Source organism: Acinetobacter sp. YH12227, from assembly GCF_013417785.1.
In the GTDB taxonomy this organism is placed as follows: domain Bacteria; phylum Pseudomonadota; class Gammaproteobacteria; order Pseudomonadales; family Moraxellaceae; genus Acinetobacter; species Acinetobacter gandensis.
In genome coordinates this window covers 21,345-28,397 of record NZ_VPDH01000052.1, presented here as the reverse complement: position 1 = coordinate 28,397, position 7,053 = coordinate 21,345, and the positions used below count along the sequence as shown (strand labels likewise).

Sequence of the window (7,053 nt, the reverse complement as noted above, 5' to 3'; positions counted from 1 at the left end):
AGAATGGTCATGTGAGTGTGGTGTCACTCACGATAGGGACTTAAATAGTGCCATGAACATTCTTGCGCTTGGGCATAAGCGTCTAGCTGTAGGAATCACCTCCGTTTAAGGGAGGTGAGGATGTCAAAAGAAAGATTCTGGTTGCTTCGCTGCAGTCCGTGCAGTCTGTGTACTAATAATACCTTTGGCAACAAGGTTCTTCAGGCTTTGATCTAGCGTAGTCATACCATAGTTTGCACCGGTCTGGATTGCAGAATACATTTGTGCGACTTTGTTTTCACGAATCAAGTTGCGGATAGCAGGAATACCGATCATGATTTCATGTGCAGCCACACGACCACCACCATTTTTCTTTAACAGTGTCTGAGAAATAACCGCTTGTAATGATTCAGACAACATGGCACGAACCATATCTTTTTCTTCGGCAGGGAATACGTCAATTACACGGTCAATAGTTTTTGCTGCAGAGGTTGTATGCAGTGTACCGAATACCAAGTGACCTGTTTCTGCTGCGGTTAAGGCTAGGCGAATCGTTTCAAGGTCACGCATCTCACCGACTAAGATAATGTCAGGGTCTTCACGCAGTGCAGAACGCAGTGCTTCGTTAAAGCCGTGAGTATCTCGATGTACTTCACGCTGGTTCACCAAGCATTTTTTAGATTCATGTACAAATTCGATTGGATCTTCGACTGTTAGAATATGGTCATAACGGTTGTCGTTAATGTAGTCGACCATCGCTGCAAGCGTGGTTGATTTACCCGAACCGGTAGGGCCTGTGACTAAAACAATACCACGAGGATATTCACAGATATCTTTAAAGATTTGGCCCATGCCTAAATCTTCAATGGTTAAAACTTTCGAAGGAATGGTACGGAATACAGCACCAGCACCGCGGTTTTGGTTAAATGCGTTCACACGGAAACGTGCAACCCCTGGGACTTCAAAAGAAAAGTCGGTTTCGAGTTTCTCTTCATAGTCACGACGTTGCTTGTCATTCATAATGTCATAAACTAACTTATGAACTTCTTTATGCTCAAGTGAAGGTAAGTTAATTCGGCGTACTTCACCATCCACACGAATCATCGGTGGCATACCTGAAGATAAATGTAAATCCGACGCGCCATTTTTGGCAGCAAATGCCAATAGTTCTGTAATGTCCATAAAATCCCCGAGATAAAAATTAAATCTTAATTATTTTGATAGAATAATAAGGCTTTCCCACAGCTTAACCAACAGTTAGTTGCAGGGCAATGCAAAAAAAGATGAATGAAATGAGAACCTCGTCAATGATTACACTTCGCGATGCACGAAATCAGGTATTAGAACAGATGGCTCAGGCTTGTAAGCAAGCAGGTAGAGCTAGTGATAGTGTGGCTCTGCTTGCTGTGTCGAAGACGCATCCTGCTGAAATGTTACGGGAAATGTATGAAACGGGGCAGCGTGCTTTTGGGGAAAATTATCTGCAAGAAGCGCTAGAAAAGATTGAACAATTGTCAGATTTAGCCATCGAATGGCATTTTATTGGTCATGTTCAGCGCAATAAAACCAAGCATTTGGCTGAGAAATTTGCATGGGTGCATGGGGTTGATCGTCTGATCATTGCTGAGCGTTTATCGAGTCAACGAGCAGATCAATCTGAACCATTAAATCTATGTTTGCAAGTCAATATAGATGCACAAGATAGTAAGGATGGTTGTGTACCTGCTGAAGTTGCTGAATTGGTAAAGCAGATCAGCCAACTCCCGAATATTCAATTGCGTGGACTGATGGTGATCCCTGCACCAGGAAATATCGACGCCTTTAAACAAGCACAAGTGTTGTTTGAGCAGGTTAAAGCACAACACATGAATCCTGACCAATGGGATACATTAAGTATGGGGATGTCAGGCGATATGCAAGATGCGATTAACGCGGGTTCAACCATGGTACGTGTAGGTACAGCATTGTTTGGCGCGCGTGATTATTCGCAAAAGTAATTTTAAAATTTTTCCTCATGCTGCGTAATGCCCCCTCATCTTAGAAAAGGTAGGGGGACTGTTATTTTAAGCTTAACCTACGATTTCAATTCGACTTGCACCTGCCCCGATAGGATTCACCTGAATTTGCACAGGGATTCGTTCGTGCATTTCTTGAATATGTGAGATCAATACCACTTTACGCCCTTGGTTTTGTAACTGATCCAGAGCATTCATCACCATGTGCAGACTTGAGGCATCCAGCGTGCCAAAGCCTTCATCAATAAACAGGCTTTCGATTTTGGTCGTACCTGATGCCATGTTAGCAATGGCTAATGAGAGAGCAAGGGCCGTTAAGAACGACTCACCACCTGAAAGCGAAGAGACAGAGCGGGTTTCACCGTCCATATCATGATCGACAATGGCTAGGCTTAATGAGTTTTCAAGGCGCTTTAAGGTATAACGCTGAGAAAGCATCGCTAATTGCTGATTGGCATACTCGATTAAAATATCGAGGTTATATTGCTGCGCTAAATCACGGAACTTCTTGCCCGTTGCATCGCCCATTAAGCTCGAAATTTTATTCCAACGGTGCTCTTCAGATTGGATCTGTTGAATTTGCTCTGCAAATTTCTGCTGTTTTGCGACGTTACGCTGATGCACTTCAAGTTTGAGTTTTACTTCATCACGCTGTTCAGCCAAAGTTCGCAAGTTGTCTGCAAGTGCTGTAAGGGTAGGTATTAATGCTTCAAATGCAATATTCGGTTGATGGGTTAAATGCGCTTTGAGCTGATTTTGAACCGTTTTAATGCCTGCCTGTAAATCTGCATGCGTGCGCTCAACCTTCGAAATACGCTGTTTGAGCTGCTGTTCTTGCTCATGTGAAATCATGCTAAGTTGTTCTAAGAGAGCATGATTAAACTCTGTATTTTGCTCAAGCCACTGTTGAATCTGAACATTGCTGTGCTCAGCCTGCTTGTGTAGCTGCGTATTTTCTGTGAGGCATTTGTCCAATAAGCTTTGTGCGTTATCAAAAGATTGGCGCACTTGATTGAATTGCTGGCGAGCAAGTTCAATTTTATTTTTAAGTTGCAAACTTTTTTGCTCAAATTCGGCTAACCACTCATGTGGTTTTTCAACTGTGATTTGTGTCATATGCAAAATGGCTTGAATCGCAATATCCGTATTCTTTTTACCTGAAATTTTCAGTGCTTCAATGGCCTTGTTAGCCGATTGGATTTTCTCCTGACTGAATTTAACTTGCTGTATACATTGCTCGAATTGTTGATGGGCTTGATTGTATTGCGCCGTCAAATTATTCAATTTTTTTAGCGTTTGTTGGCGTTGTTGTAAGCCGTGATAGATCTGTTCTGCTGTATTTAATGTCGCTTGTTGCCAGTCTTGCTTTTCTGAATCATTAAGCAGGCTGAGGATATGCTGAATGTTATTTTCAGCCTGTTGCACTTTGGATAAATGCTGTGTGGTGTGCTGAATAGAAGCTGCCAGTGTTTGACGCAGTGTCTGTACTTTTATATGAGAGGCTAAAGTGTCTTCAAGCTGTTCTTGGACTTGTAGCATCGTAAGATTTTGCGTTTCAAGAAGCTGTGTAAGTTCATCGTGCGCTTCAGAAAAATCGAAGTTGATATTCAGTGATGTAAGCTGTGATTCCAGTTCAGCTTGTAAGGCTTGCTGTTGAAGGCTGAGGTTTGCACGGCGTTGCTCATTGGCATTTAAAGTAGCTCGGAGTTCTGTTAACGCTGTTTGTTGTTTCTGACAGGTATCAAATGCAAGCTTTTCAGACGCCAGTGCTTGTTGCTCTTGCTGTTCTTGTAACTTGAGTAAGTCATCAGAAAAATTGGTTTGTTCTGCATAAGGATGATGCGTACTTCCACAGACTAAACATGCTTCACCATCAATCAGCTCTGATCTGAGCTTTTCAATATTTTCGGTATTGAGTAAGCGCTGCTGTTGCAAGATTTTTTGCAGTTGTTCACGTGCAGTTTTTTGTTGCTGATAATGCTTTTCTGCAAGATCGAAGGTAGCTTGATGCTCTAAAATTTGTTGAGTTAAAGTGTTATACGACGCAGTTAATTGGCGTTGATCTGCATCAATATGTTTGAAATTTTGCCATTGTGGCTGAATGATTTTGAGCTGACTTAATTGCTGGAGTAACTGCTCACGCTCATTTCGAAGTGAGGTGATTTTTTGATTTAGTACTTCATCTTGGCCAAACTGTAGTGTTAATTCATCAAGCTGTTTTTGTTGAGCTTTGCATTGGGTATTGGCTTGTTGCACATCGCCATACGTCTTTTCAAATTCTGCATAACTTTGAATAAAGTGTTGCAGTTGAGCAAGATGCGCGGAGAGGCCATCGTCAATAGATGTAAAATGCTTTGAATGCTCTAATTGCGCCGTATGCTGTGCAATATTGTTTTTGAGTTGTTCAAGTTGAAGCTTAAGTTGATTTTCATGATTTAAATGTGGACTAAGTTGATTTTCAATCTCTTTAAAATCACTTTGGGCTTTGCGTAATTGATCCACTAAAACTAGACGTTCAGCAATGCGTTCACGGATTAATTTAATAGCATCCTGATGCTGAATTTCAAATTGAGTATGCTGTTTTTGCTCAGCTTCAATCTTTTCAAAAACCAATTTTTCAGCGTTATATTGTTGTTCAACATGATTAAAATCGTGTTGGGCTTTTTGCAGTGGCGTTTTTAATTGTTCAATTTCGCTCTGAATGCTTTTGTGTTGTTGCACACTGGTACGGATCGCAGCAAAGCGTTCAAGCTGGCTGAGTTGAGCTTTTTCTGGTGCAAGCGCATCGAGTTGTTGCTGTTGAATATTCAGCTGTTGCTGATGTGTTTGAGCTTCGGTTTCATACTTTTGCTTTTGCTCAAACCATTGTTGTTGTTTTTGAAGCTTTTGTTGTTCTAGGTCAAGAGTTTGGAATTCAATATTTACAGTTTCAAATTGAGTATTCAATTGAGCGTAATCTTCAATCGAAAGCATATCTTTTTGAACTATTCCACAGGCTTGTTCTAACCCTTTACGCTGGATAGCAATCTCTTTGGTTTTTTCAAAGGCCAATTGACCAATTTTCCCGAAAATACTGGAATTGGTCAGATATTCCAATAGCTCGCCACGTTCATTATCTCGTGCTTTTAAAAAAGCGGTCACTTCTGACTGAGCCAGTAAAACGGCACGGGTGAATTGCTCAAAACTGAGCTGGGTAATACGTAAAATTTGGCTCTCAACCGCTTTAGTTTTATCCGCAACGACACTGCCATCTGTTAAGCATTTCAGTGAACGCTGTACGCTTTGTAATTTGCCATTTGGGTTTTCACGGGCACGTTTAATTTCCCAACGTGCAGAATAGACTTTTTGGTCTTGAGCAATAAAGCTGAGCTCAGCAAAGCCTTGACCTGTACCACGGCGTAATACTGTTTGCGGTGAGTTGGTCGGCAGCTCTGAACCATCTACATCGATGAGTTTGCCATCACTGTCTTTTAAACGTGGGACTTTATTAAATAATGCCAAACACATGGCATCTAAAATGGTCGATTTACCTGCGCCTGTTTTGCCAATAATTGCGACTAAACCTGCACTGGCTAATGGCTCAGATTCAAAATCAATAAAATGCTCACCCGCTAAAGATGCTAAGTTTTTTATACGGATCGATAAAATTTTCATGGCAATTCCTTAAGCGTTCGCATCATCTTCAAGTGATTTTTGTGCTTCATCCACCAAACTTAAAAAATCTTTCATTACGGTATCATCAGCACCGTACCCTTGTTTTTCCCAAAGATTTTGAAATAGTTGTTCTGGTGTAGGCGGATCAAGGTTAATTGCAGCTTGCTTCGAATCATTTACATCTGTATTTAAATAACGACGACTAATCCGTACGAGACGATAACGGTTTGGCGCTAAAGCATCTTCAAATTGCTGACGTAAATTGGGTGCAGGGGGCGTGTCGGTATGATATTCAATCTCGACATATTCACGTTGGTCAATCTCTTCAATTTCACCGCTGGTTAATGCAGATAATTGTGCCAAAACCTCAGCAATGGTGCCTTTGATACGATGCAATTGCACACTGCGCGGAATTGCTAAAGATTGCATTTGAAAGCGCGATTCATCCTTTTGAGTCGGGTCAATACTGATCTCAAGCACTTGGTGTTTATAACTAATTTCACTAAACGACAGGGGAATCGGTGAGCCACTATAACGGATATGGGCTTGTCCGACTTTTTGCGGTTTATGCAAATGTCCAAGTGCTACATAGTCAATCACATCATCAAACATTGCAGTTGAAAGTGCTTCTTCATTGCCAATAATAATGGGGCGTTCAGAGTCTGAGGTTTCTCCGCCTTGCATGTGAGCATGCGACATTAAAATTAAAGCCTGATCTGGTGTTTTGCGTGCATTGGCTTCTGCAATTAATTGCTGATGAACATAGGCAATGGCATTTTGACTATTTGTGGTTTGCTCATTAAATCCGGTGATCTCTGCAGCACGTAAAAAAGGTAAAGTTAGGCACCATGCCACAATATTTTTTTGTTCATCATAAATAGGCACCAGCAATCGGTCTAAGTCGAGCTGTCCTTGGGCGTTCTTATGTACTACGCCTACAGCTTTGGCCTGATATTTTTCTAATAATGGCTCAACCTGTTCAATACGATAACCCGAGTCATGGTTACCCGCGATCATTAGGGTTTGCATGTGTGGCGCGCGATCATGTGCATCTGCTAAAAATTGATAGAGTTGTTTTTGTGCTCTGGAAGCGGGATTGATGACATCAAAAACATCGCCTGCTATCAGCAGGGCATGTGGTTGTTTTTGTGCTATTTGTTCAAGCAGCCAATTGAGAAACTGTTCATGTTCGTAGTCACGCGAATGGTTATAGAAAAATTGTCCCAAATGCCAATCTGAAGTATGAAAAAAACGAACAGTCATGCAAGCCCCCAAAAATCAAAAAAATTGATTGGGCTCTAAAGTATCACAGATGATCACTTTTTCGAGGGCGATTAATCATTCATACGTCAAACTAAGTCATTCTCGACTGTTACAACGCCCCAAATCTAAACCAAGCGGTAAC

General features: G+C 41.4%; 5 protein-coding genes. 2 read left to right on the top strand and 3 right to left on the bottom strand.

All coding sequences use genetic code 11. The annotated features are described in order from the left end of the window. On the top strand, positions 1–109 hold a 109-nt coding region (locus tag FTV09_RS11960; protein ID WP_180058446.1), incomplete at its 5' end, for a zinc ribbon domain-containing protein. A gap of 14 nt (positions 110–123) precedes the next feature. Here the strand turns inward: FTV09_RS11960 and FTV09_RS11955 are convergent. Continuing rightward, positions 124–1,161 carry a type IV pilus twitching motility protein PilT gene (locus FTV09_RS11955; RefSeq protein WP_180058445.1) on the bottom strand — a complete coding sequence of 346 codons (1,038 nt, stop codon included), beginning with the start codon at positions 1,159–1,161 and terminating at the stop codon, positions 124–126. 125 nt (positions 1,162–1,286) lie between these two features. On the opposite strand from FTV09_RS11955, the gene FTV09_RS11950 reads away from it, so the two are divergent. Next, positions 1,287–1,976 carry a YggS family pyridoxal phosphate-dependent enzyme gene (locus FTV09_RS11950; protein WP_180058444.1) on the top strand — a complete coding sequence of 230 codons (690 nt, stop codon included), beginning with the start codon at positions 1,287–1,289 and terminating at the stop codon, positions 1,974–1,976. A gap of 72 nt (positions 1,977–2,048) precedes the next feature. Here the strand turns inward: FTV09_RS11950 and FTV09_RS11945 are convergent, their stop codons facing one another. Together FTV09_RS11945 and FTV09_RS11940 are read right to left on the bottom strand one after the other, a co-directional pair. After that, positions 2,049–5,648: an AAA family ATPase gene (locus tag FTV09_RS11945; protein WP_180058443.1), complete on the bottom strand. Its 3,600-nt coding sequence runs from the start codon at positions 5,646–5,648 to the stop codon at positions 2,049–2,051. Between the two features lie 9 nt (positions 5,649–5,657). After that, positions 5,658–6,911, bottom strand: a complete 1,254-nt coding sequence (locus tag FTV09_RS11940) for an exonuclease SbcCD subunit D C-terminal domain-containing protein (RefSeq protein WP_373685030.1) — start codon at positions 6,909–6,911, stop codon at positions 5,658–5,660. Positions 6,912–7,053: the final 142 nt, after the last annotated feature.

Coding starts and splice junctions, on each gene's coding strand:
- FTV09_RS11955 (WP_180058445.1), bottom strand. CDS start 1,161: ATGGACATTACAGAACTATTGGCATTTGCTGCCAAAAATGGCGCGTCG.
- FTV09_RS11950 (WP_180058444.1), top strand. CDS start 1,287: ATGATTACACTTCGCGATGCACGAAATCAGGTATTAGAACAGATGGCT.
- FTV09_RS11945 (WP_180058443.1), bottom strand. CDS start 5,648: ATGAAAATTTTATCGATCCGTATAAAAAACTTAGCATCTTTAGCGGGT.
- FTV09_RS11940 (WP_373685030.1), bottom strand. CDS start 6,911: ATGACTGTTCGTTTTTTTCATACTTCAGATTGGCATTTGGGACAATTT.